Here is a 24500-nt window from a genome sequence, read left to right as displayed (position 1 = left end):
CATTAGGGGGATCATTTGCAATGTTTCATGTTCTTGTTTCTGATTCAATTTCTAGCGACGGATTAGCTCCGCTCTTAAACGATGACAATATTCATGTCGTACAGAAAAAAATTAATGAAGTGGATGATTTAGAAAAATACGATGCCCTGCTTGTCCGCAGCGCAACAAAAGTAACAGAAGAAGTTTTTCAAAAAATGCCTAACTTAAAAATTGTGGCGCGGGCAGGGGTCGGCGTTGACAATATTGACATTGAAGCTGCCACTAAGCACGGTGTTGTCGTCATCAACGCACCAGATGGCAATACAATTTCTACAGCTGAACATACGTTTGCCATGATGGCATCACTCGTCAGACATATTCCGCAAGCTAACGTTTCGGTCAAATCTGGTGAATGGAACCGCTCCGCATTTCTCGGAACGGAGCTTTATGGAAAAAGCCTTGGAATCATCGGATTGGGCCGCATTGGCAGTGAAATCGCGAAAAGAGCAAAAGCTTTCGGTATGAACGTGCTGGTCTATGACCCATTTTTAACAAAAGACCGGGCAGAAAAAATGGGTGTAAACAGCTGCACTCTTGATCAAGTTTTAGAAAACGCTGATATTATTACAGTGCATACGCCGTTGACAAAAGAGACAAGAGGTTTACTTGGCAAAGAAAACATCGGAAAAACGAAAAAGGGTGTTTATTTGCTAAACTGTGCAAGAGGCGGAATTATTGACGAAGAAGCCTTAATTTATTATTTAGAAAAAGGTCATGTAAAAGGTGTAGCTCTTGACGTATTTGAAGTCGAGCCGCCTGTAAACAGAAAGCTGCTCGAATTTGATCAAGTCATTGTCACGCCGCACCTAGGTGCTTCGACAAAGGAAGCCCAATTAAATGTTGCTTCACAAGTGGCGGATGAAGTATTGAAATTTTTGCAAGGAAAACCAGTGTCCAATTCCATTAATTTGCCGACTTTAACAAAAGACATTTTTGAAAAAATCCAGCCTTATTATCGACTGGCGAAAAAACTTGGACAGCTTGCTTCCCAATACATGAAAGAACCTGTTCATCAAATCGGCATTGTTTACGAGGGAACGGTGGCAGAACTCGAAACATCGTTTATTACAAAAGCTTTTTTGGCAGGGTTTTTAGGCGAGCGAGTTGATTCGACAGTCAATGAAGTCAACGCAGGTTTAATCGCCAAGGAACACGGCATCAGCTTCAGCGAAAAAATAGCGTCAAACGGTTCCGGTTATTCAAATTGCATTACCGTTCAAGTGGAAGGAGACCACCGCACTTTCTCATCCAAGGCAACTCATATTCCGAATTACGGAGAACGAATTGTAGAATTGAACGGTTTTGACATTGATTTTCCTCCGGCTGGCGAAGTCATATATGTAGAACATGTCGACAAACCAGGAGTCATCGGCCGGGTGGGACGAGTTTTGGGAGATCATGATGTAAACATTGCGACAATGCAAGTTGGCCGCAAAAACATCGGCGGTGAAGCTATTATGATCTTAACTTGCGACAAGCCGATTAACGATTCACTGATTGAAGAGTTGGTCCAATTGGATGACATTGTGACGGCAAGAACCATTCATTTATAATATTTAAAGGTGCTGGGGGGTTCCGATCCCCCTGGATTGCCTGTTTTCATTCCTCCTAAAAATAAAAGGCCGACGAAAAGCCCCATAATGACAGCAATACACAATCTTCTGAAAAAATCCAGCACGTCAAAGCTCCTCCTTAATTTTTCTCACATTTTTGATTTTTATGATGGTCCGATTCTAATTATTACCGTCATTTGCCTTATTTTTTGGTTCTGCCACGAAATTAGGGGAAAATGGCACTTCCACCGGTTTTGTTATGTCGATGTTCCCAATTTTGTAGGCCGGAATTCCTTCAAACTTTACTCTTTTAAATCCAAATTCTTTCGCCGTCATCAGAATGGCTTCGATCGCAGCAAGCGTTTTGTCAGAATTGGATATTTTCTCGGTATTTTTTAACGTTACCGTCAATATTCCGCCCTTTCCATTCAGTTTTTCAATCTGAAATGCTCGGTCAATCGACGGCAATAATCCTTCCTCGCTTTCTCTTTGCATCGCAGCCACAGCATCGCCAATCGAGCGGTATTCTTTTTCAGATGGAACTAATAACCATTTGCGCCCCTCTTTCGGCATAAATAAAAAATAAGCTTTTTTCAACAGTTTTTTGATCGGTATTTCAGATGCCTTTTCTAAATTTCCGCCGCTGACTCTCGAAAATAAGTGCATCTTTTCGAAATTTTGCCAGCGAAACGTTTCTTTCAAAACGTTTGTCAAATTTTTTTCATTTTGAAAATATTCCTTGACGTTCGTTTGGCTGAGATCCACCGTAACTTCATTTCCGTTGTGCTGGCGAAAGTTTTCGTCTTGAAAGCGAAAAGCATCCAGGCCAAAATGCGCCAAATCCATTTGCTTTATGACATCATCAATCTGTTTTATGACAGGCTCTTGGCCGCTGCCTTTAAAACTGAGCGGAATCACATGCTGTTTGCTTTTATCTAATAGCCCGACCGTTATAATTTTTTCGCTTGTGGAATTCGGTACAATGGTGCGATTGGCATAAGTTTCCTTCATTCCATCTCTTTTCTCCTCTTTGCCAAGGTCGCTCATTTTCGAGTTGTCATTGGGAGGTTTATCTTCAATAGAATTGAAGCGTCCGAAGAAAAATAAAAAAATAGCCGCTGCCAGAGCTGCAGTACAAAAGAAGGAGACGAACAACGTTTGTTTCGCTTTTTTTCTTTTTTTCGTCAGAATTCCATCCCATATTTCCGCTGAACTGCGAGAATCTTTTATTTTTGGCAGGTCGCTGATCCATTTTTTAAGCTGCTCATCGTTCAACCGATAGTTTTTCATGGGTAGTATTGACCTCCTGTTCCCTCTTCACTTTTTCCAAATAGGCTCTCAGCGCTTTCAGTGCGCGGTGCTGAGTTGTTTTCACTTTGCTTTCAGTCCAGCCTAGCACTTCGGCTGTTTCGGAAACGGATAAATCTTTTAAAAAGCGCAAAATTAAAACAGATCTCTGATTCAAATTGCAATGCTGCAGCGCTTTATAGAGTAATTGAATATCCTCCTTTTGTTCGGCGATTTCCTCTGGAAGGGGATCTTTGTCCACAATGAGGACTTGTTCTAATTCCAATTTTTCCGAAATTCGTTGACGGAGAGTTTTTTGTTTTCTAAAATAATCAATTGCTACATGACGGGCGATGGAAAACAACCATGTTTTTTCACTGCTTCTGCCTTCAAAGTTCGAATACGATTTCAATACCTTTATGTAAACTTCCTGCATTAAATCTTCAGCAAGCTCACGATCTTTTACCATATAAAATAAAAATTGAAAAATATCTTGATGATATTTTTCGTATAATCTCTGAAAGGATTCATCCATGGTGTATCCTCCGTTCAATCAATTTGTCGCACCAATTCCTTGTTTTGTTACAGTAAAAAGAAAGGGCCAAGCAACGTTTGACCCTCTCATGTAAATCATTCATTTCTTTTTCTTTGTTTTAAATACAATCGCGCTGCGTTCATATTCAACATCTTTTGTTTTCAAACGGAAATTGACAACCCGTGCAGCGGCGAAAAAATAATCCGACAGGCGGTTCATATAAATCAATACTGGTTCATGTATGCTCATTTGTTTTCTTAAAGTGACAATGATCCGTTCCGCCCTTCTCGCTATCGTTCTTGCGACATGGAGAATACTTGCTGCCTGTGAGCCTCCGGGCAAAATAAATTTTTCTAGAGGAGGAGCTTCTTCAACATACTGATCAATTCGTTCCTCTAAGTGACGAACCATTTCCTCCGTTGTTTTAAACGGCTTCGTCCGCTTTTCGTATACAACCGAAAGGTCTGAACCCAAATCGAACAGTTCATGCTGAATTTTTTCAAGTTCTTTCTCAATATCACGAAACATGTCATCTTTTAAAAACGTCCTTGCAAAACCGACAAAAGAATTCAGTTCATCAATCGTTCCATAAGCTTCAATCCTCGGATCATCTTTATCGACGCGGGCGCCGATCATGCTCGTTTTGCCTTGATCACCCGTTCGTGTATATAAATTCATCTTGAGCGCCTCCAATCCGTTTCAGATGAAACAATAAAATTCAGCAAAATTTTATGATTTTTGCGGCAATATGAAACTGAAAGTCGTTCCAACGTTTAATTTGCTGTGCACTTGAATGACGCCGCAGTGGGCCTCGACAATGTTCTTGGCAATGGCTAGCCCCAAGCCAGTCCCCGCTCTGCCGCGGGTTCTCGCTTTGTCCGCTTTATAAAACCGTTCAAATACAAAGGGGAGATCTTCTTCGCTTATTCCTTTTCCCGAATCTTGGACATCGATTTTCAAATTGTTTTCTTTTGAAGCAACAAACACTTTGACAAAGCCGCCTGAATCCGTATGGCGTATCGCATTATCAATGAGATTGGTCAACACCTGCTCAATTCGGTCGGGATCGAAGAAAAAAGAATCGTTTTTGATTTGCATCTCAGACTCAAGTCGGATTTGTTTCTCTTTAGCTATCCCTTGAAATTTCCGAACGATTTTTTCAATAAACGGATGAATGGAAACTTTTTGTATATTTAAGGAAATATGTCCTGCCTCCATTCTTGCCATATCGAGCAAATCATTTACTAAGCGGCCCATTCTTAGCGATTCGTCATAAATGACTTGAGCAAATTCTTTTCGTTCTTGTTCGCTTGCTGCAATATCATCGAGCAATGCTTCACTGTACCCCTGAAGCATTGAAATGGGAGTTCGCAGCTCATGGGATACATTGGCGATAAAATCCTTTCTTAATTTATCTAATCGTCTTTCTTCCGTCATATCCCGCAAAACAATCACTGCACCACGAACTCTGTTTTGGTTATAGAGGGAGCTCATGATTACACCCCACGTCCTGCCTTGCAGTTTTATTTCGGTAATCTGTTCACGATCGGTTGTCGTCACTTGTTTGAAAAGTTCTTGAATGGCAGGAGGGAGTTCTTCCCCTTTTTTCACATCCATGCCGTTTTCGTAATACCATGCTTGCAAAAAGCGTTCAGCGGGAGGATTGGTGACTAAAATGGTTCCATCGATATTTAAAGTGATCACGCCATCTGCCATGCTGCTCAAAATGTTGGCAAGCTGTTCTTTTTCTTGGCGCAGCGCATTAATATGAAATTTCAATTGTCTTCCCATTTGGTTAAACGCTACGGCCAATTCGCCAATTTCATCGTTTGTCAGTTTCGGCACCTTTGTATCAAACTTTCCGTTTGCCAGTTCAATGGCGACTTCCCGCATTTTCCGAAGAGGATAAGTAATGCGGGTTGATAAAAAGAAAGCAAAAATGGTTGTCAATATGATTGCGATAAACGCCGCCATAAAAATATACTTTGTTGTTTGTTTCGTTGTTTCGTTTATGGCCGATAAAGATTGCACAACAAAAATACCGCCGGCATCGTATGGAACACCTACAATCATCATTTCGTTATCCATCTGGTTCCCTTTGTAGCCGCTAAGAGAACTTTTCACCAAGCTGATTTTTTTTTGATCTTCCAACACTTTGGCCAGTTCATTGCTCGTTAACAGTTCATCTAACGAAGGTTTCGTTCCGGTAGAATGGCCATTTTGCGCCTGCCAATACATTTTTCCGTTTTTCACAATGTAAACATTTGTCAGTTGATCGGAAAGTTCTGTTGCAATCGATCCGGCCAATTGCTGGTCCTGGTGGTTTTCCATTATGATCGCTGCTTTATTGGCAAGCTGATTCAACTCATGCTCTGCGTCCTTTATATGATAGTTTTCCATAAATTCCAGCAGCAAAATGGTTAAAATAAACAATACTGCCGTCACTAGCAATAAAATGGTGATCCAAAGCTTGCCGACAACGCTCCGCAAAAATCTCATTGACCAACAACCTCAAATTTGTAGCCTACTCCCCATACCGTAACAATCATTTTAGCTGCTTCCGGAGAAACTTTATTTAATTTTTCTCTGAGCCGTTTCACATGCGTATCCACTGTTCTTAAATCGCCGAAAAATTCATAATGCCAAACTTCTTTTAACAGCTTTTCCCGATCATACACTTTATCGGGCGTTTTTGCCAGGAAATAGAGCAATTCATATTCTTTAGGCGTTAAATTGACTTCTTTCCCATCCGCCGTCACTCTATGGGCATCATGATCAATCGTTAAATGCGGAAAAACAATGACATTTTTGGCAGTGGTGTCTGTTTTTAAATAGCTTGTTTGCGATGATCTTCTTAAAACGGCCTTGACTCGCAAGACGACTTCGCGCGGGCTGAACGGTTTTACGATATAATCATCTGCCCCGACTTCAAATCCTTGAACCCTGTTTGCTTCTTCTCCTTTTGCCGTCAGCATGATGACAGGAGTTGCTTTTTTTTCCCTCAGCTGTTTGCACACTTCCACTCCATCGATTCCGGGCATCATAATATCGAGAATGATAAGATCATAATCGTTGGCGAGCGCTTTCTCCAGCGCTTCATCTCCGTTATCGGCTTCATCGATTTGATAACTTTCCCTTTCCAAATACATTTTAAGCAGCCGGCGAATTCTTTCTTCATCATCAACGATTAAAATAGTGAACTCCTGTTTGTCGGACATAGCTTTCCCTCCTCAACGATTCATAAAAAGGCTGACTCAAGGATTGTGGATATTGCTTCATCTCATGAGTCAGCCAAAACACCTTATGCGTATGAATGCAAACCTGCAATGACTAAATTAACAAAAATTAAATTAAACATAATGATGGCAAAACCGATGACAGCCAGCCAAGCGGATTTTTCTCCATGCCATCCCCTTGACAGCCTCAAGTGGAGATATGCCGCATAAAAAAGCCAAGTGATAAGCGCCCATACTTCCTTCGGATCCCATCCCCAAAAACGCGTCCATGCTATTTGCGCCCAGATCATCGCGAAAATTAAGGCACCTAATGTGAAGACGGGAAAACCGATGGCAACGGAACGATAGCCGATTTCATCCACCACATCTAAATTTAAATTTTTCGTTAAAGGCTTTAGGGAAGCGGATATTCTTTTCTTCAAGACGAGACGGATGCAACCGTATAAAATGAGTCCAACAATCGTTGACCATAGAACGGTATTGACTTTTCTTGCCGAAAGAATAGCCGGCAGTTCCACAAATCCCCCCAGACGTCCTTCTGTTAAAAGCTCCCCTTCATGCGGCGAAACAAGCGCCGGCAGATGAAATTCCATTTCCGCCTCTTGTCCATTTTTATCAATCCATTTAAACACTGATTCGTAATTCATTGCGCGAAATGCAGTAGTCACAAGAACAAAAGCAAGCGTTGCAACTAATACAAACATCACTGTCTCAAGCCAAAACGTTTTTTTGCTAGGTTTGGATTGGTCAACGACTTTTATTAAATACAAAACACCCGCCACAAAGCTGATTGCCAAAATGGCTTGTCCTGCTGCAGCCGTTGTAACATGGATTTTCAGCCAATCGCTTTGAAGAGCAGGAATGAGAGGGCTGATTTCCGTCGGGAACATGCTGGCATAGGCGATCAGCAATAGTGCCACCGGCAGCGTAAACAAACCGAGTGCAGAAAGTTTATAGATAAAATAAATGATAATAAACGCTCCTACAAGCATCATACCAAAGAATGTGGTAAATTCAAACAAGTTGGAAACAGGCGCATGTCCAGCGGCAATCCATCTTGTAATAAAATAGCCTAACTGTGCCAAAAACCCGACAATCGTTATAGCAATGCCCATGCGCGCCCATTTATTATTTTTTCCGCTTTTGCTCCGTTTATCTCGGATCGAGCCGCCGAAAAAGAAAGTTCCGATCAAATATAAAATAAACGCTACATATAATAAATTGCTGCTAAGCTCAGCCACATCATTCCCTCCTGCCTTTTGAAGCTCTTATTTTTGCAATTGCTTTTGGTCAACCGGAATTTGTATGTCCGTTCCTTTCAAAATAAAAGCAAACTCATTCTTCAGACCGTACCAGTTTTTGTTTGTATGCCCGGCAACATAAATTTTGTTTCCATCAGCTTTCAGCCAAATGCGCCGATGCTGCCAATATAACCCTTGAATCAATCCGATCATAAAAATGGTTCCTCCTAAAGCAAGCACCCATAAAGTTGAATCTTTTCTGACAACAAGTCCAGATAAATTTTTTGTTTCAACCCCTGCAAACTTCATTTTATATTTATTATTGCCATTTGGCTCAATCGTTTGCTGAATAGCAACAAAACTCGTCTCACCTTTCGGTCTGTCAGGCGCAATCATTTTGAAAACAAATGCCGGATTGTTCGGCACCCTTGTCCGAGTTGACGGTTTCCCCTCATCATCAAAATAAAAATCAGGCAAATAGCTGGCAATTTGAACACTGTAGCCATTTCCAAGAACATAGTTCTCTTTTGGATTCAATAAATCAATTACCACTTGCCCATAGCTTTTTTCCGTTTTTTTATCGATTAAATTAAAAGTCATTTTATTTAATTCGTTCAGCTTATAATCCACTTGATAAATCGAATAGGATTCAAATTTCAGCGGCTCATTGACGCGGATGCTGAAATCTTTTTCCTTTTTCAGCTTTGGCTTTTCACCTGGAAGGCTGTCGCCTGCCTTTTTATAAAGGGTGACATCTGACTGGTAATTTTTTGCAACCGCTCCGTCACCGACACGCTCGATCGCTTCTTGGAAAACATCTTTTTCCTTTTCTTTTTTGTACGTTTCAAAAATAAACTGATGATTTTGCAAAAAATATTCACCGTTTGTACCAGGGATTTGTTTTGTTTCACCTTCCCTAAGCCACAGCACTTCATCCACATACATTCCCGGGATAAAACGGAGCATTGCTCCGAATAAAAAGATGATGAGCCCAATATGATTGACGTACGGCCCCCATCTGGAAAAACGATTTTTTTCAGCTAAAATGTTTCCGTTTTCTTCGCGAATCCGGTAACGCCGCATTTTCAGCTTTTGCTTTACAGCTTCGACGTTTTTTTCAATATCCTGTACGTTTGATTCGCTAAAAAGCCGCTGTCTTCTTAAAAACGATTCATGCCGGGATACCCCTTGTTTTTTTAACGCCCGATATAAAGGGATCACTCGATCTAGCGAACAAATCACCAGCGATATGCCGATGGAAGCGATCAACGTCATGTACCACCATGAACCGTATAAATGATGGAATCCTAAAATATAATATAGTTGGCCTAATATTCCATACTCATCTTTGTAAAATTGTTCAGGCGTCGTATTGGTCGGTATGTACATTTCCTGCGGAAAAATCGTTCCGATAGCGGAAGCGATTAAAGTGATCACAATCAGCCAAACTCCGACCTTAACCGAAGAAAAGAAGTTCCATATTTTATCGATGATTGTTTTTTTATGTGTTTGCGAACGTCTCGCGCTTCCGTCATAGCGCATATCCAAGAGTTTTCCCGCTCCGTTTTCTTCCTCCACTAATGTGCGGCCGCAATTCTCGCAAAGCACCGTCCCAAACGAATTGACATGGCCGCATTCACATTTAATGTTCTTCATAATGAAAACTCCTACTTTTTAAGGTTTGATCATTTCCATATAGTTAGAAACATCTCGTTCTGTCATCGGTCCTGTCAAAATTTTAACGACCTTTCCGTTTTTATCAATCAGAAACGTCGTCGGCAACGGATCAACCCCATATGCATTCAGCACTTGCAAATCTTTGTCAATGACAATCGGAAAATGGAGACCGTACTGCTCCGCAAATTTTTCCACGGCTAATTCAGACTCGCCGACATTAACGGCCAATACTTCTACTCCAAGTTTTTTGAAATGCTGATATTGCCTCTCTATGTAAGGCATCTCGCGTTCACACGGCTTGCACCAAGTGCCCCAAAAATTAAGAAATACCCCTTTTCCCCGATAGTCAGAAAATTGATGTTTCTTGCCTTCCAAATCGATTAATGCAAAATCCGGCGCTTTTGAACCAACCTTCACCTTTTCTTTGCTCATAAAAAAGTTGGAATACAATGTGTATCCTAATGCACCGATTAAAAGAACAAGAATGGTTGTTCGTATGATCAATCGACGCTTCTTCATAAGCAGCGCTCCCTTTGTTTTTCATTCGCTTGTTATTATATCATTGAATATCCACATCATTTAAAAAATAATTTTGACGGTTGTGTGACAGCACGAGCATTGTTGTATTTAAATTTTTGCATGTTGCCCGAATGTTGCAAGCGCCCGCAATTTTTTCACTTCATGCGGCGTTAGCTCCCGAAACCCTCCCGGTTGAAGGCCTCTTAAGTCTAAAAAGGCATAGCGCTCTCTTTTTAATTTCAACACAGGATAGCCGATTTTATCAAACATTCGCCTCACTTGCCGGTTCCTTCCCTCATGAATGGTCAATTCGATTATGCTCGTTTTTTGCTTTTTATTCAATGAAAGCATTTTGATTTTGGCGGGTTTTGTCATTCCGTCTTCGAGCATGACGCCTTGTTCCAGCTTTTTTAATTCCCTTCTTTCTGGAATGCCTTTGACTTTTGCAACATATACTTTATCGATTTCATATCTCGGATGCATGAGCAGGTTGGCAAACTCCCCATCATTCGTCATGATCAAAAGCCCTGATGTATCATAATCTAGTCTTCCAACCGGAAAAATCCTTTGCGGATATTCCGGAAAAAAATCCGTCACGACTTTTCTGTCTTTGTCATCTTTCACACTAGATATAACCCCGCGCGGTTTATAAAATAAAAGATAGACAGGTTCTTCCTTCTCAACCGGAAGGCCGTTCACTTCCACCCGGTCATCGTCTGTGACTTTTGTTCCTAGTTCAGTTACGACTTTCCCGTTCACCGTTACTTTTCCTTCCAGTATTAATTGCTCGGCTTTTCTCCTCGAAGCAATGCCCGCACGAGCTATCACTTTTTGCAAACGCTCCATTCTTTTCACCTCTCTAAAATATTACCGTCTTTCCACATGTTGTACAAGCTCAATGCATTTTATGTTTTGTTTAAAAAACATTTGAAAAATTGACAGACAAAACAGCAGGGTTTGCGCTCCCTGCTGTTTATAGCAGCAGATATGTCAAATAAATCGATTCAATCGACAACAATCGGCACAGGAATTTATGCTTCAACTCCCTGCTGATCGTATTGCAAGCGATGCAAATTAGCAAAAATCCCATTCTTTTTCAATAATTCATCATGCGTCCCTTCTTCAGCGATTCCATCTTTTGTGACAACGATAATGCGATCGGCATTTTGAATCGTCGCCAAGCGATGGGCAATAATAAGTGTTGTACGATCTTTGGCCAATTCATCCAGCGCTTCTTGGATGGAGCGTTCTGTTTGGGTATCGAGCGCAGACGTTGCTTCATCTAAAATGATGATCGGCGGATTTTTTAAAAACATTCTGGCAATGGCAATCCGCTGTTTTTGTCCCCCTGATAATTTCAAACCGCGTTCGCCAACTTCTGTGTCATAACCGTTTGGAAGAGATTCGATAAATTCCTCTAAATGCGCCCGTCTTGCTGCTTCCTGTATTTCTTCATCCGTAGCATCCAGCTTTCCATAGGCAATATTTTCCCTCAATGTGCCTGTAAAAAGAAAAACATCTTGCTGAACAATGCCAATTTGCGACCTGAGCGATTGTTTCGTCATGTTGCGAATATCGATTCCGTCTATTAATATTTTTCCGTCATCTACATCATAAAATCTCGGAATTAAAGAGCAAATCGTCGTTTTTCCCGCCCCGGACGGACCGACAAATGCAACGGTTTCACCTGCGCGGATATGGAAATTGATTCCTTGTAAGACAGGCTTCTGGTTATCATAACGAAAAGATACATTTTCAAATGCGATATGTCCGCGAAGATTTGACACTTCAACGGCATCCTCCGCATCTTGAATTTCCGGCGCTTGATCCATCAATTCAATAAACCGTTTAAATCCCGCCATCCCTTTCGGATAAAGCTCCATGATCGCGCTGATCTTATCAATCGGTTTAAATAGAACATTGACATAAAGAATAAAGGAAACGAGTTCTCCATAAGATAATTGCTGGCGATAGCAAAGCCATGCCCCATAAACCAAAACAACAAGAACAATAAACCTTGTCATGAAATATATTCCTGAATTGCTGAAGGCCATCACTTTATAACCGCCAAGCTTTGCTTTCCGAAAACGGCGGTTATTGATCGTAAACCTGTCCATTTCATATTTTTCATTGGCAAAAGACTGAACAACCCGAACGCCCGAAACACTGTCTTCGACACGAGCATTGACATCAGCGATATCGCTGTACATCCGCTTCCACGCCATATTCATTTTTACATTGCAAAAGGTAATCACCCATATTAAAAACGGAACGATGATCATCGTAACGAGAGCCAATTTTACATTAATGGAAAACATTATCCAAAAGGCTCCAATAAAGGTCATGACAGCTATAAAGGCATCTTCCGGCCCGTGATGAGCCAGTTCGCCGATATCAAACAAATCATTCGTAATTCTGCTCATAATATGGCCCGTTTTCGTATTATCAAAAAAACGAAAAGATTGATTTTGGACATGTTGGAACAGCTTCTGCCTCATATCTGTTTCAATGTTAATCCCAAGCTTATGCCCCCAATAGTTGACAATGTATTGCAAAAAAGTGCTGATCATATAGACAATCAATAATCCGAAGCCAACAAGCAAGACAACCGGCCAATTCCCACCTGGCAACAGCTTGTCAATAAACCACTGCACCGCCGCCGGAAAAGCCAGTTCCAACACCGCTACAATAACAGCGCTGGAAAAATCGATGATGAACAATTTTTTATGCGGTAAATAAAATGAAAAAAATCTGCGGATCATGAAGGAACCTCCGAAATGTTTATTGATCACATTATAAAATTGATAGTGCCTTTTAAGCAACGAATTTACATCACTCTCTTTTTTTTCAACATAGAAATCCCCGAATGTCCTTAAAAAGGCATCGGGGATTTATTTTTATAATGTTTTCATTTGCGAACCTATCTTCCTACAAATCTTTTAAAAAACGATCCTTCCTTTTTTTTAATTGAAAAGGATTGTCACAATGACTACCGAAAAGATGATGGCGGCAAAGTCCGCAAGCAGACCGACTTTAATGGCATCTCCCATCCGCTTGATGCCTACTGCACCGAAATAAACAGTAATGACATATAAAGTTGTATCCGTGCTTCCTTGCATGGTAGAGGCAATCCGGCCGATCAAGGAATCTGCCCCGTAAATGGAAATTAAATCGCTCATTATTCCTAAAGAAGCTGTTCCAGATATCGGCCGAATCAGCGCCAACGGAACGATTTCCGTAGGAACATGGATCGTTCGGAAAATCGGCTTTAACATGTCCATAAAAAAATCGAGGGCCCCTGATGCCCTAAACACAGAAACAGCTACAAGCATGCCGACAAGATAAGGAATGATGGAAAAAGAAATCTCAATTCCTTCTTTTCCTCCCTCAACAAACGCTTCATAGGTGGGAATTCTCTTAAAAGTGCCATATAACAATATGAAACCGATGATGAGCGGTATCAGCCAAATCGAAACTGCACTTATCAACGCCATCATTTTTCCTCTTTTCTTTTTCGAAGATTGTAAAAATAACGGTCAATGAAAATAGCAGCGATGGTTGCGCAAAAAGTTGACAGAATGGTCGGAGCGACAATATCAGTAGGATTATGCGCTCCATAGGTCATGCGGATGGCAATGACTGTTGTTGGAACAAGTGTTAACCCGGTTGTATTTAAAGCCAGAAACGTGATCATGCTGCGGGAAGCTTCATCTTTATTGCCATTCAGCTTTTTTAATTGCTCCATCGCTTTTATTCCAAGCGGAGTAGCTGCGTTTCCAAGTCCAAACATATTTGCCAGCAAATTGGAGAGCATGTAGCCCATAGCGGGATGTTCAGAAGGAACGTCCGGAAAAATTTTTCGCATCATTGGTTTAAACAAAACCCCCAATTTTTCCAAAAGACCGCTTTTTTCTGCTATATTCATCAAACCGAGCCAAAACACAAGCACACTTATAAAGCCGAAAGAAATGGTTACAGCTTCTTTTGCTCCGGAAAAAATGGCCTTGTTAACTTCATCCATCGTACCATTGAACATCGCAAACACAACGCCGACAAGCGTTAAAAAAACCCATATAAGATGAATCATGCCGATGCACCCGTCACTTTCCAAAATATGCTTTGAAAATTTTTCAGGAAACGGTTCGGTTTTTCGATTTGGCCGTTGTCAAAGTAAATCGGCACTTTTTCAATGATTTTGTCCTTGATCAAAACATTTAGCATCCCCACTTTTGCCGGGGCTTTTTGCGGGTGGTCGCGCCAATCTTCTTTCGGCTTTATGACAGACAACCTTAATGTGACTGAAGCCATTTCTTCTTTTGTCAATGGCAGCACAACATCCCGGTTTAAAAAAATATGGTTTTGATAAATGGAATTATGAATGTTATCTAAATAGCCTTCTTTTTTCACCATGACGTTTTCATACTTGCCGAAAGCATGATCATACATGGAGATATGGTCGTTCCAATCATCAGGCGCATTCAGAGTCACTGAGATTAAATGCAGGCCGTCCTTTGCCGCCGTCGACACTAATGTTCTTTTTGCTCTTTTCGTATAGCCTGTTTTCCCGCCCGTACAATATTCATACAAGTTTAAAAGCTTGTTTTTGTTTTTCCAATGAAAACCGCCTCTATGATATTCTTTTGTGCCGAATATTTTTTTAAACGTTTTGTTTTCCATCGCATATTTGGTCAACAGCGCCATATCATAGGCAGTTGAATAATGGTTTTCATGGTCATCCAAGCCGTGCGGGTTGGAAAATTCCGTATTGCTCATACCGATCAGCTCTGCTTTTTGATTCATCATGAAAACAAAACCTTCCACACTTCCCCCCACAAATTCAGCAATTGCAACAGCTGCGTCATTGCCCGATCGCAGCATGAGGCCGTAAACTAAATCTTTTAGTTTGACCTTTTGCTTTTCTTGCAAATAAATGGAGGATCCTTCCGTGTGCACGGCGCGGCTCGACACGGTCACATATTGATCCAATTTGCCCGATTCAATGGCCAAAATCGCCGTCATAATTTTGGTAATGCTGGCAATGCGCATTTTTTGATTCGCATTTTTATGAAAGAGAATCCTATTGCTGTTTTGATCCATGACAATCGCGCTTTCCGCACTGACTTCAATGTTTTCTTCAGCCTGTGAATTGGAATGATCGGAAAAAATGATCGTGAAAACGATGATGATTGCCATGATTTGATTCAACCATTTCATAGGATCGTTCACGTCCCTTTATTCTTTTTGTACAAGTTTATGCAAAGAATGAAGCGGTATGAATTGAATTTTTCTTTTTAATGTGAACACAGAACAACTAAAAAAAATAAAAGGCCATAGAATCCATGAATGAATGTCTATGGCCTTTTTGCTGTTATGGATGTCATCTTCCGGAAACGGTCGGTGTCTTTTCGTCCTCTCTGGGAAGTTGGGGCATTTGCAGTGAGACTAATTTTTCCAATCTTGGGCAAAACACTTTTTGTATGACAGCCACAATTTTGATGAGAACCTTTCTACAGCTGATTTAATTTTTCAAAGAAAAGATCTGCTTCTTCTTGAATATATTCTTCTTCTTCCACCTCTGTTAAGGGAGGAAGCTCCTCAAGTGTTTTTAAGCCGAAATATTCCAGAAATTCTTTCGTCGTCCCGTACAAGATTGCTCTTCCTGCACCTTCTGCTCTTCCCACTTCTTTGATGAGGCCTTTGGCTGTGAGGGTTTGAAGCGGTCTTTCCGATTTGACGCCGCGGATTTCTTCGATTTCAATGCGGGTAATGGGCTGTTTATAAGCAATGATCGCCAACGTTTCTAAGGCAGCTTGCGATAGCGTTTGGTTGGATGGGGATTCTACCAGTCTTTTTAAATACGGTGCATGTTCTTTTTTTGTTGTGAGCTGATAAACCCCGGCCACCTCTGCGAGATGAAGCCCCCGTTCCTTTTTCTTATACTCTTCCTTTAGTTCTTCAATAATTTCCATGACCGTTATTTCATCGATCTCCAAAACGGAAGTCAATTGATTGATGGAGAGGCCTTCATCGCCTGCTGCAAACAGCAGTCCTTCCAGAATGGATTTCCATTCAATAATCCCCAAGCTCATCCAGTTTTTCACTCCCGTAAATATAAATTTCAGCAAAATTGTTTTCCTGTATCACATGTACATATCGGTTTTTCATCAGCTGCAGCAGCGCCAAAAATGAGACGACCAGCATATCCTTTCGATTGGAAGGAAAAAATTCATGAAAAGCTTTTTTCTGTTTGCAAGCTTTTAATTCAAAAATCATTTCCTTCATCCGTTGTTCGATCGGAATTTCTTCTTTTGCCACCGTTCTTTCCAGCGGTTTTTCCATATTGCTTCTTCTCAACATTTTTCTGAAAGCTCTTATCATATCATAAACGGTTACATCCGAATTTGGTGGAAGCGGCGTTTTTTCAGGCATATAATCACTTAAATCGCTCGGAGGTTTTGTAAAAACTTGTGCCCGTTCATTTTCCAGCTCTTTCAGTTTTAAAGCAGCTTCTTTATATTTTTTGTATTCGATCAATCGAGAAACGAGTTCTTCCCTCGGGTCTGGTTCTTCTTCAACAACGGCCTCTTCATCATCAGGCCATTCCTTTTCCTGCCTCGGCAGCAGCATTTTGCTTTTAATCGACAATAAAGTGGCAGCCATGACGAGATATTCACTGGCAACATCCAGTTCAAGCTCCTGCATTGTATGGATGTACTCCAAATACTGCTCCGTAATCTCGCTCACGGGAATATCATATATATCAATTTCCAAACGTTGTATCAAATGCAACAGAAGATCAAGCGGACCTTCAAATGCATCAATTTTGACTAAATACATTGCCACACCATCACCTATTTGAATTAAAAGAGCTATTTTTTAGTATAGAACAATCAAACGATGGAATCCAATACATTTTTTATCTTCCGATTCAACAAAATCAATGCTTTCTTTTTCTTGTTCTTTCCAATACACTATAAGCATAAAGAAGATCGAAAGAAGGAGAAAAATCCATATGTATCCGAAGGAATATCTTGAATTTTTGTATCATTTTCATTGCGACCGCGATTATTTTGAATGTCATGAAGTTCTTGAACATCTTTGGAAATTGGATCCGAAAGAAGAAAGAAAACCCGGTTGGGTCGGACTAATTCAAGTTGCGGTAAGTTTTTATCACTATCGGCGGGAAAACTTCAGAGGAGCCTATCGGATGATGAAAAACGCCATCGGCATATTAAGAAAGGAAAAACAGTTTATCGAAACGATCGGATTGGACAGCGGAAAACTGTTAAACACACTTGAACATTCCTTTGAGGGCATTCAGCAAAAAAAGCCATACAAAAGCATTCAATTGCCAATTTCCGATCCTGCACTGCTGGAAATTTGCTTCAACACAGCAAGAGAACGAAAAAAAACATGGGGAGAAAAAAGCGACTTATCTAATCAATATTTAATCCATAAACATAAAAAAAGGGATCGCAGCAGCATCATTCTAGAGCGGAAGGCAAGCTTGAAGGAGAAAGAAAAAAGAAGAAGATGATCAATCCTCTTCTTTTTCCTGCTGTTCAGCTTGACATTTTTCAAAAAATGATTGAATGAGTTCATTTGGAATCACATGTTTACCTTTGTATAATTCTTTTACAGCCTGAACCATTTTTTTGCCGATTCCTTCATGGCGATGGGAAGGATTGACACAAAGATGGTGGATTTCGACCAAATCATCGCCCTTTAATTCAACGCCGATCACACCAATCATGTCTTCTTCTTTCCATAGAAAAAGCTGCCAATTGTCTTCATTTTCATACGTTTTGATGGTTTGCTGCAATTGCTTTAAATCTTTTTCGTTCGGCATGAATGAAAGCAAACCCATTGCAATTTTTTCAAATGCTTTCTTGTATCGAACTAACATGTTAGATCCCTCATTAATCAATGACTTTCAAAAATGAAAGCTGTTAGGATTAGGATTTATTATTTAAGATATATTGCTTTTTACATTATATACACTTTGCTGCGTTTTTTAAACCGTTTTATCAAAAAGATTCATCAAGGGACTTGATTAAATTGGCCATTTCAATAGCTGATACAGCGGCATCCCATCCTTTGTTCCCAGCCTTTGTTCCCGCCCGTTCAATCGCTTGTTCAATGTTTTCGGTTGTGAGAACCCCAAATATGACGGGAACTCCTGTTTTCACGGACGCAGCAGCAATCCCTTTGGCCGCTTCATTGCAGACATAATCGAAGTGCGGCGTCGAACCCCGAATGACTGTCCCAAGCGCAATCACTGCAGCATATTTTTGCGATGCGGCCATTTTTTCAGCAATAAGGGGAATTTCAAAGGCTCCCGGAACCCAAGCGACATCAATATCACTTGCCGAAACACCGTGGCGAACGAGGGCATCAACGGCGCCGTTCAACAGTTTGTTCGTAATAAATTCATTAAATCTGGATACAACGATTCCAATTTTTAACCCTTGTCCCGCTAAATGTCCTTCAAATTTGTTTACATTCATCCTTATACCCTCCTATTTTATAAATGCAATAAATGACCTAATTTTGTCTTTTTAGTTTTTAAATAGTTTTCGTTTTCTTTATTTGCCGGCATTTCAAGCGGCACCCGCTCTAAAATAGTGAAACCATATTCTTTGAGCCCTTCAATTTTTTTCGGGTTATTGGTCATAAGCCGAATATAATTCACACCCAAATCCTTCAGCATTTGAGCGGCAATTCCATAGTCTCTTAAATCGGCATCAAACCCTAGTTTTTCATTTGCTTCCACGGTGTCATAGCCCTGCTCCTGCAGCTTGTATGCTTTCAATTTATTGATTAAACCAATTCCCCTGCCTTCTTGGCGCAAATATAAAAGGATGCCGCTTCCTTCTTCTTCAATTTTCCGCAAGGCGGCGTGAAGCTGCTGACCGCAGTCGCATCGGTGTGAAGCAAATACATCTCCTGTTAAACATTCAGAATGAATTCTGACCAATACCGGGGTCTCCGGCTTTACCGTTCCTTTCACTAGCGCTACATGTTCTTTATGATCCAACTGGCTTGTGTAGCCGATCGCTTTAAAATGGCCATGAGCTGTCGGAAGTTCAATTTCCACTTCCTTATTCATCCATGTTTCATGTTTTTTTCGGTATTGGATTAAATCCTTTATGGTAATCATTTTTAAATGAAAAGTTTCAGCAATTTTTTTTAACTGCGGCACCCGGGCCATTGTCCCGTCTTCATTGATGATTTCACAAATCACCCCTGCCGGAGCACAGCCTGCAAGCTTTGCTAAATCTACTGCTGCTTCTGTATGTCCCGGTCTTTTGAAAACACCTTCATCCTTTGCAATGAGCGGAAAAACATGACCGGGTCTTTTAAAATCCGCCGGTTTTGCCTCCGGATCTATCAGCTCTTGAATGGTTTTAGCCCGTTCGTAAGCGCTGATGCCTGTTTTTGTCGACTTGTGGTCAACGCTGACGGTAAAAGCTGTTTTGTGTATATCAGTATTAAATTCTACCATTGGATGCAACTGCAATTTCCCGGCAAGATGTTTCGTCATCGGAACGCAAAGAAGGCCCCTTCCATGGGTAATCATGAAATTAATCATTTCTGGCGTTGCAAACTCGGCCAAACCGACAAAATCTCCTTCATTTTCCCGGTTTTCATCATCTACGATGATGACGACTTTTCCTTGTTTTAAATCCGCTATTGCATCATCTATTGAATGAAACATTTTTATCACCTCTAATCATTGAAAAAACCGTGCTTTTGCAAAAAATCTTTGGTAATCGCCGATTGCTCGTTTTTAAACGAGACAAATTTCTCCAAATATTTGCCGATCAAGTCGCATTCAATATTGACAACGTCTCCTGTTTCTTTTTCCCCAATGATCGTTTCCGAATACGTGTGAGGTATGATCGAGATCGTAAATGTATTGTCCGTCAAGCCAAAGATGGTTAAACTAGTTCCATCCACAGCGACGGAGCCTTTCAAAATCATGTAGCGGAGCAATTGTTTCGGCGCCTGAATGTCATAATAAACTGCGTTTTCCAATTTCTCCTTTTTGACAATCGTTCCGACACCGTCAACATGCCCTGAAACGATGTGACCGCCAAACCTGTCGCCGAGAGCCATCGCTCTTTCCAAGTTCACGTTTGAACCGGCTTTTAACGTATTTAATGTTGTAGCTGCCATCGTCTCCGGCATCACATCGACGGAAAAAAAATGTTTTTGATAATCCGTAACTGTTAAACAAACGCCGTTCACTGCAATGCTGTCTCCTATCTTTACATCTTGTAAAACGTTTTTCGCGTAAATTTCTAATTTCACCGCTTTGTTTGAACCTTTAATTGTTTTAATTCGGCCGATTTCTTCAATAATTCCAGTAAACATTTTTGTTCACCACCTTATTTCGGCGTAAAAACAATTTTCAAATCTTCCCCTATTTTGCTTACCGATTGCATTTGGAACTGATAAGCTTCCTCCATCTTGAAAACTTCCTTCCCGCTAACAGCCGAAAGGCCGCCTTGATCACCCAATATTTTCGGGGCAAAATAAACAATTAACTCATTCACTGCCCTCGCCTCTAAAAATGAAGCATGAACCATAGCTCCTCCTTCAACAAAAAGGGATGTAATGCCATGTTCGCCAAGCATTTTTAATATTGCGGGGATTTCCAGTTGATTCTGCAAAGGAAACACCTTTGCCCCCAGCTTCTCAATTTCCTCTTTTTTCTTGCACTTCCCATCTTGGCAAATCACCCATGTTTCAGCTTCCTGATCATTCAATACTTTTGCCTCCAACGGTATGCGAAGATGGGTGTCTAAAATAATTCTTTTCGGTGTTCTCTTCCGGTCCGAAAGTCTGCAGGTGAGGCTGGGATTATCTTTTATAATTGTATTGACGCCAACTAAAATGCCGTCATGCCGTTCTCTGTACCTGTGAACATCTTTTCTGGCCTCTTCACCAGTAATCCATTTGCTGTCGCCAGTTTTCGTTGCGATTTTCCCGTCAAGCGTCGCAGCATATTTTAACGTGACAAACGGAGTTTTTGTTTGGATAAAATGAAAGAAAACTTTGTTCAGTTGTTCCCCTTCATTTGCCAAAATCCCTACTTCCACTTCTACTCCAGCCGCTTGCAAAGCTTTCACGCCATTGCCGCTGACTAGAGGATTCGGATCTAAAGTGGCCACAACTACTTTTTGAATTCCTTTTTCAATGATGAGATTGCAGCAAGGCGGAGTTTTTCCATAGTGACTGCAAGGTTCCAGTGTAACATACAGTGTAGCACCTTTTGCTTTTTCCCCCGCCATATTCAAAGCATGGACTTCGGCATGCGCTTCCCCAGCTTTTAAATGCGCGCCAAAGCCAACGACTTCGCCATCTTTTACAACAACAGCTCCAACTAAAGGATTTGGGCTTGTTTGCGCAGTTCCCTGTTTCGCTAAATGAAGCGCCAATTCCATCCATTTTTCATCATGCAACAGCAGCACACCTCCTTTTTTCTTTCAATGAAAAAGCCCTAGGACATTCCCTAGGGCATGATAGATCACTATTATGAAAGAAGGCATGCTCAAATAAGAGTATAAATCCTGTTATTTTTCAACAGTTTATACTCTCCACCTTCCAGTGATCCTTCTCCCATCCAGACTATACTGTCGGCTCCGGATTCTCACCGGATCCACCGCAAAGGCCATCCGCCGATGCGGGTCACGGGCTTAAAAGGCAAATGCTTTTTCACCGCCGGTCGGGAATTTCACCCTGCCCCGAAGGATGTTTTATTCAATTGTGATTCAATTATCCCCCTCCAATTTTCTCCTGTCAAGGTATTTGATCGAAATCCTCCGGAGGGTTTTATATCAATGAAGATGAAACGGCTCTTCCTTTTTGGCGGGGAGCAAACGGCTCGAGCTATGCTTCCGATTCTGTTCCTGTTTATTTTTCGATGAAGAGCCAGTAGATCAATCCCCAAACAAGGCTTAACACGAGAAGGATAATAAAAAGCAGCCAGTTTTTTATCTTCATTTTCAGCCTCCCTTTCCCGATAGAAAGCGAGAATATTTATTCCTCATACACTTCGACTTTTTTCATGACATCGCCGTTTTTCATATTCAACACCGTTTCCATTCCGGATGTCACTTGTCCAAAGACAGTATGCACACCATCTAAATGAGGCTGCGGTTCGTGCACAATAAAAAATTGGCAAGAGCCTGTATCTCTCCCGGCATGAGCCATCGATATGGCTCCTGTAACATGTTTGTGAGGATTTCCATCGGTTTCACATTTAATGGTATATCCTGCATTTCCTGTGCCATTTCCATTCGGACAGCCACCTTGGCTGACAAATCCAGGGATAACCCGATGAAATGTCAAACCATCATAAAAACCGGAATTGGCTAATTTCTCAAAATTTTCCACTGTTTTAGGAGCTTCATTCGGAAAAAGCTCAAATTCAACTTTTTCCCCGTTCTCCATCAATATGTATCCTTTTTTGCCCATCAAAACCGTTCTCCTTCTTGTAAAAAGTTTCTCTCTATTTTATCATATCTTGAAAAGAAAAATCCAAAATGAAACGTTTTGCTGTTTGATTACGTCATATTAAAATGAACGTCTTTCATAAGTTTGAAAAAATCTTGAAATCATCTCTTCAATATTTTTAGGAGGTTAGGCAATGAAAAAATTTTTGTTCTCTATATTATTTTTCTTAAGCTTGGCGGTTCCTTCAACCGGATTTGCGGATTCCGCTGTTGGCGATGTCATCATTACATTAGGCAGCGACTTAACGGAACAGCAAAAACAAGATTTGCTGAAGGAAATGAATGCGCCTGAAAATCCGCAAATCGTGACGGTCACCAATGAAGAAGAGCATAAATATTTAGGGGATTACATCCCTAAAGCGCAAATTGGTTCAAAGGCGATTTCTTCTTCCAAAATACAAATTGAAAAAAGCGGTTCCGGATTGGAAGTTCAGACAAATAACATTAATTGGGTGACGGATGAAATGTATTTAAATGCCTTGATGACGGCAGGGGTGAAGGATGCAAACGTTTATGTCACCGCTCCTTTCGAAGTTTCCGGAACTGCAGCTTTAACAGGGCTTATGAAAGCTTATGAAGTGTCAACCGATCAAGCAATCCCGGAAGATGTGAAAAAAGTGGCGAATCAAGAATTGGTCGAAACCGCAAAGCTCGGGGATAAAATTGGAGAGGAAAACGCCTCGGCATTAATAGCAAAGGTTAAAGAACAACTTTCCGAAAACGGCGTTCCGAGTAATGATCAAGAGCTGAGGGAAATGATTGAAAATGCCGCAAAAGACTTAAATATCACACTTTCAGACGATGATATCAACCATTTAATGAATTTATTCAATAATATGATTAATGTAAACATTGACTGGGATCAAGTCGGCCAGCAGCTTGATCAAGCAAAAGAAAAAATTTCAAAATTTCTCGAATCGGAAGAAGGACAAAATTTTTTGCAGCAATTAAAAGACTTTTTTTCCTCTCTCATTGATTCAATCGCTTCGTTCTTCTCCGGCAAATAACCTTTCGGTGAAATGAGGCTAAAAAATAGAGGAAAATTCCCACAAAAGATCAAAAGACCACAGAATTCATGAATGAAGTTCTGTGGTCTTTTATCATATTGGGTTCTGATGAAAATTTTCGCCCTACCGTTGTCCAACTTCTGCTTTTAAAGGCAAATCCAGTCTGACTAAATCCTCATAGGTCTCCCTTTTGACAACAAGTTTAGCTTCGCCGTTTTCGACAAAAACAACAGCAGGTCTTGCGATCCGATTGTAATTATTCGCCATTGAATAACCGTAAGCTCCAGTGGCGAAAATGGCTAAAATATCTCCTGCCTCAACCTTTGGAAGAGGCAAATCCCAAACAAGCATATCGCCGCTCTCACAGCACTTTCCCGCAATGGAGACAACTTCCGAACACTCATCATTCATCCGGTTGGCTAATGCTCCTTCGTATTTCGCCTGATACAAAGCCGGTCGAATGTTATCGCTCATTCCGCCGTCCACCGCAGCATAATGGCGGACGTCGGGAACTTCCTTTTGCGAACCGATGGAGTATAAAGTGGTTCCTGCATCCCCGACAAGCGAGCGGCCCGGTTCTATCCATATTTCCGGAACCGGAATTCCAAGCCGCTTGGAATGTTCTATAACGACCTCGACCATTTTCTCCACATAAACATTCATCGGCAGCGGTTCATCCTCTTTCGTATAGCGGATGCCAAATCCGCCGCCTAAATTCACCACCTGCGGAACAAAATGATACTGATCTTTCCATACCGATATTTTTTCAAAAATCTTCCCAGCCGCCAAAACAAATCCTTCTGTATCAAAAATTTGCGAACCAATATGGCAATGAATCCCCAGCAAATGGAAAGAAGGATGATTCAGCACCCGCTCGATCGCTTT

General features: G+C 41.0%; 26 protein-coding genes and 1 riboswitch. Of the genes, 3 read left to right on the top strand and 23 right to left on the bottom strand.

Annotation, left to right across the window (positions count from 1 at the left end; translation table 11 throughout):
* Window positions 1–20 precede the first annotated feature (20 nt).
* The gene (gene serA, locus AC0KTX_RS08070) at window positions 21–1592 is read left to right on the top strand and encodes a phosphoglycerate dehydrogenase (protein WP_474251704.1); all 1572 of its coding nucleotides are present in this window, start codon (window positions 21–23) and stop codon (window positions 1590–1592) included.
* On the opposite strand, the gene AC0KTX_RS08065 is transcribed toward serA, so the two are convergent.
* From AC0KTX_RS08065 to AC0KTX_RS07990, 16 genes are all read right to left on the bottom strand, one after another.
* Window positions 1583–1717 (bottom strand): hypothetical protein, encoded by a 135-nt coding sequence (locus AC0KTX_RS08065; RefSeq protein WP_474251703.1) that lies wholly within the window; start codon window positions 1715–1717, stop codon window positions 1583–1585. The genes serA and AC0KTX_RS08065 overlap by 10 nt on opposite strands.
* Before the next feature lie 55 nt (window positions 1718–1772).
* Window positions 1773–2882, bottom strand: a complete 1110-nt coding sequence (locus AC0KTX_RS08060) for a hypothetical protein (protein ID WP_474251702.1) — start codon at window positions 2880–2882, stop codon at window positions 1773–1775.
* Window positions 2857–3414, bottom strand: coding sequence for an RNA polymerase sigma factor SigX (sigX, locus tag AC0KTX_RS08055; RefSeq protein WP_474251701.1), 558 nt, complete (start codon window positions 3412–3414; stop codon window positions 2857–2859). The genes AC0KTX_RS08060 and sigX overlap by 26 nt, the downstream gene beginning before the upstream one ends.
* A 99-nt stretch (window positions 3415–3513) precedes the next feature.
* Window positions 3514–4092: a cob(I)yrinic acid a,c-diamide adenosyltransferase gene (locus tag AC0KTX_RS08050; RefSeq protein WP_474251700.1), complete on the bottom strand. Its 579-nt coding sequence runs from the start codon at window positions 4090–4092 to the stop codon at window positions 3514–3516.
* 51 nt (window positions 4093–4143) lie between these two features.
* Window positions 4144–5913, bottom strand: coding sequence for an ATP-binding protein (locus AC0KTX_RS08045; protein ID WP_474251699.1), 1770 nt, complete (start codon window positions 5911–5913; stop codon window positions 4144–4146).
* Window positions 5910–6632 carry a response regulator transcription factor gene (locus tag AC0KTX_RS08040; RefSeq protein ID WP_474251698.1) on the bottom strand — a complete coding sequence of 241 codons (723 nt, stop codon included), beginning with the start codon at window positions 6630–6632 and terminating at the stop codon, window positions 5910–5912. Before AC0KTX_RS08040 ends, AC0KTX_RS08045 begins: the two co-directional genes overlap by 4 nt.
* 83 nt (window positions 6633–6715) lie before the next feature.
* Window positions 6716–7891 carry a c-type cytochrome biogenesis protein CcsB gene (gene ccsB / locus AC0KTX_RS08035; RefSeq protein ID WP_474251697.1) on the bottom strand — a complete coding sequence of 392 codons (1176 nt, stop codon included), beginning with the start codon at window positions 7889–7891 and terminating at the stop codon, window positions 6716–6718.
* Window positions 7892–7918: 27 nt separating this feature from the next.
* Complete coding sequence (gene resB, locus AC0KTX_RS08030) at window positions 7919–9547, bottom strand: cytochrome c biogenesis protein ResB (RefSeq protein ID WP_474251696.1); 1629 nt, start codon at window positions 9545–9547, stop codon at window positions 7919–7921.
* A gap of 18 nt (window positions 9548–9565) precedes the next feature.
* Window positions 9566–10087 carry a thiol-disulfide oxidoreductase ResA gene (gene resA / locus AC0KTX_RS08025; RefSeq protein WP_474251695.1) on the bottom strand — a complete coding sequence of 174 codons (522 nt, stop codon included), beginning with the start codon at window positions 10085–10087 and terminating at the stop codon, window positions 9566–9568.
* A gap of 108 nt (window positions 10088–10195) precedes the next feature.
* A complete protein-coding gene (locus AC0KTX_RS08020) occupies window positions 10196–10933 on the bottom strand; it encodes a pseudouridine synthase (RefSeq protein WP_474251694.1) in 738 nt (245 codons plus the stop codon).
* A gap of 185 nt (window positions 10934–11118) precedes the next feature.
* Window positions 11119–12849 carry an ABC transporter ATP-binding protein gene (locus AC0KTX_RS08015; protein ID WP_474251693.1) on the bottom strand — a complete coding sequence of 577 codons (1731 nt, stop codon included), beginning with the start codon at window positions 12847–12849 and terminating at the stop codon, window positions 11119–11121.
* A gap of 201 nt (window positions 12850–13050) precedes the next feature.
* Window positions 13051–13581 (bottom strand): spore maturation protein, encoded by a 531-nt coding sequence (locus AC0KTX_RS08010; protein ID WP_474251692.1) that lies wholly within the window; start codon window positions 13579–13581, stop codon window positions 13051–13053.
* Complete coding sequence (locus tag AC0KTX_RS08005; RefSeq protein ID WP_474251691.1) at window positions 13581–14174, bottom strand: nucleoside recognition domain-containing protein; 594 nt, start codon at window positions 14172–14174, stop codon at window positions 13581–13583. Before AC0KTX_RS08005 ends, AC0KTX_RS08010 begins: the two co-directional genes overlap by 1 nt.
* Complete coding sequence (locus AC0KTX_RS08000) at window positions 14171–15301, bottom strand: D-alanyl-D-alanine carboxypeptidase family protein (RefSeq protein ID WP_474251690.1); 1131 nt, start codon at window positions 15299–15301, stop codon at window positions 14171–14173. The genes AC0KTX_RS08005 and AC0KTX_RS08000 overlap by 4 nt, the downstream gene beginning before the upstream one ends.
* Window positions 15302–15594: 293 nt before the next feature.
* Window positions 15595–16170 (bottom strand): SMC-Scp complex subunit ScpB, encoded by a 576-nt coding sequence (gene scpB / locus AC0KTX_RS07995; RefSeq protein ID WP_474251759.1) that lies wholly within the window; start codon window positions 16168–16170, stop codon window positions 15595–15597.
* On the bottom strand, window positions 16157–16924 hold the full coding sequence (locus AC0KTX_RS07990) for a segregation/condensation protein A (RefSeq protein WP_474251689.1): 768 nt from the start codon (window positions 16922–16924) through the stop codon (window positions 16157–16159). The genes scpB and AC0KTX_RS07990 overlap by 14 nt, the downstream gene beginning before the upstream one ends.
* A 175-nt stretch (window positions 16925–17099) precedes the next feature.
* On the opposite strand from AC0KTX_RS07990, the gene AC0KTX_RS07985 reads away from it, so the two are divergent.
* On the top strand, window positions 17100–17624 hold the full coding sequence (locus AC0KTX_RS07985; RefSeq protein ID WP_474251688.1) for a DUF309 domain-containing protein: 525 nt from the start codon (window positions 17100–17102) through the stop codon (window positions 17622–17624).
* Here the strand turns inward: AC0KTX_RS07985 and AC0KTX_RS07980 are convergent, their stop codons facing one another.
* The 6 genes from AC0KTX_RS07980 to AC0KTX_RS07955 all read right to left on the bottom strand — a co-directional run bounded on the left by AC0KTX_RS07980 (window position 17625) and on the right by AC0KTX_RS07955 (window position 22570).
* Window positions 17625–17993, bottom strand: coding sequence for a GNAT family N-acetyltransferase (locus AC0KTX_RS07980; RefSeq protein ID WP_474251687.1), 369 nt, complete (start codon window positions 17991–17993; stop codon window positions 17625–17627). It abuts the gene before it with no gap.
* Window positions 17994–18114: 121 nt separating this feature from the next.
* A complete protein-coding gene (gene ribH / locus AC0KTX_RS07975) occupies window positions 18115–18594 on the bottom strand; it encodes a 6,7-dimethyl-8-ribityllumazine synthase (protein ID WP_474251686.1) in 480 nt (159 codons plus the stop codon).
* Window positions 18595–18611: 17 nt separating this feature from the next.
* Window positions 18612–19805 carry a bifunctional 3,4-dihydroxy-2-butanone-4-phosphate synthase/GTP cyclohydrolase II gene (locus tag AC0KTX_RS07970; RefSeq protein ID WP_474251685.1) on the bottom strand — a complete coding sequence of 398 codons (1194 nt, stop codon included), beginning with the start codon at window positions 19803–19805 and terminating at the stop codon, window positions 18612–18614.
* Between the two features lie 11 nt (window positions 19806–19816).
* Entirely contained in the window at window positions 19817–20464 is a 648-nt protein-coding gene (gene ribE / locus AC0KTX_RS07965) for a riboflavin synthase (protein WP_474251684.1), read from the bottom strand.
* Window positions 20465–20478: 14 nt separating this feature from the next.
* A complete protein-coding gene (gene ribD, locus AC0KTX_RS07960) occupies window positions 20479–21558 on the bottom strand; it encodes a bifunctional diaminohydroxyphosphoribosylaminopyrimidine deaminase/5-amino-6-(5-phosphoribosylamino)uracil reductase RibD (protein ID WP_474251758.1) in 1080 nt (359 codons plus the stop codon).
* A 142-nt stretch (window positions 21559–21700) separates the two neighbouring features.
* Window positions 21701–21849: riboswitch (FMN riboswitch) on the bottom strand.
* A 283-nt stretch (window positions 21850–22132) separates the two neighbouring features.
* Window positions 22133–22570 carry a peptidylprolyl isomerase gene (locus AC0KTX_RS07955; protein WP_474251683.1) on the bottom strand — a complete coding sequence of 146 codons (438 nt, stop codon included), beginning with the start codon at window positions 22568–22570 and terminating at the stop codon, window positions 22133–22135.
* Window positions 22571–22742: 172 nt separating this feature from the next.
* Here AC0KTX_RS07955 and AC0KTX_RS07950 point away from each other — a divergent pair, with 172 nt between their 5' ends.
* The gene (locus AC0KTX_RS07950; protein WP_474251682.1) at window positions 22743–23615 is read left to right on the top strand and encodes a DUF1002 domain-containing protein; all 873 of its coding nucleotides are present in this window, start codon (window positions 22743–22745) and stop codon (window positions 23613–23615) included.
* 123 nt (window positions 23616–23738) lie between these two features.
* On the opposite strand, the gene AC0KTX_RS07945 is transcribed toward AC0KTX_RS07950, so the two are convergent.
* The coding region (locus AC0KTX_RS07945; protein WP_474251681.1) for a diaminopimelate decarboxylase family protein at window positions 23739–24500 on the bottom strand (762 nt) is incomplete at its 5' end.

The organism is Aeribacillus sp. JST-2 (assembly GCF_056032925.1).
The sequence above is the reverse complement of the archived record's forward strand: the minus strand, read 5'-3'. Positions and strand labels throughout refer to the sequence as shown.